This window comes from Crenalkalicoccus roseus (genome assembly GCF_004761865.1).
In the GTDB taxonomy this organism is placed as follows: domain Bacteria; phylum Pseudomonadota; class Alphaproteobacteria; order Acetobacterales; family Acetobacteraceae; genus Crenalkalicoccus; species Crenalkalicoccus roseus.
On sequence record NZ_SJDM01000107.1, the window covers coordinates 1 to 990 of the forward strand.

Below are 990 nucleotides of genomic sequence, written 5' to 3' on the forward strand. Positions count from 1 at the left end.
GCCACCACCGGCGCCGGAGCAGGACGCGGCTGCATGAAGGCGTAGCGCAGGCCGATCAGGAAGGAGTGGTTGTACTTCTCGGTCTCGATCTGCCCGGCCGCCACGGTGGCGCCCGCCGGGGTGCTGAGCCTCGCGTTCAGCCGCGGCTCCAGCGTGCCCATGAAGCGGTATTCGGCGGTGAGCGTCAGGCCGGGCACGCCCGCCCAGGTGAGCGGCGTGCCGACGCCGACGATGGCCTGGTAGGCGAACCGCCCATCCGTGTCGTCGGCGTGCAGGACCAGCCCGGTCGGGACGCTGACGCCACGGATGTTGTGCCAGTCGGTCCAGACATAGCCGAGGCCGACGCCGATATAGGGCTGGAAGACGCTCTGCCCCAGGCCGAAATTGGCGAAGTCGAAGTCGTAGAAGACGTTGCCCATCACGCCGTAGCTGCGCTGGAAGCCGCCGGTCCGCCCGATCGGCGCCAAGCCCAGGCCACGGATGCTGGTGACCTCGTTCTCGCGGAAATTGCCCTCGATCTCGGCGCGCAGGCCGTTCCCGAAGCCCCAGCCGAGGCTCAGCACGCCGGTCCAGCCGGGATCGAAATTGGCCTTGCCGGCGTTGCTCACGGTGACGCCGGGCGGGAAGCCGAAGCCGCGCAGGCTCAGACGTTCGGGGTTGTTGATCCAGTTCGCGCCCGCACCGGCGCCGATGTAGAGGCCGGTCACCGGCTGCGCGGAGGCAAGGGAGGGGGCCGCCAGCACCGTGGCGGCAAGCAGCATCCCGCGAAGGGACAGTGTCCTGCCAAGGCTCATTCTTTTCTCTCTCCGATAGTGCCGGCGCCCTGGGACCAGGGCGCCGGGGCTGCAGGTGCGCGGTTGAGCCGATACGCAACATGCGCGCACTGGAAGAAAGAAGAAGACCCTAGGGGGTTCACCTGCGGGCGAGGAGCGGCGAAGGCTGTTGCTTCCATGCCACAGACCCGAACGCGAAAGGGGCGCCTTGCGGCGC

At 68.8% G+C, this 990-nt stretch carries 1 protein-coding gene; it reads right to left on the bottom strand.

Annotated features, from left to right (window positions below; translation table 11 throughout):
* The coding region (locus ET526_RS21085; protein WP_135471044.1) for an outer membrane protein at positions 1 to 794 on the bottom strand (794 nt) is incomplete at its 3' end.
* Positions 795 to 990 lie beyond the last annotated feature (196 nt).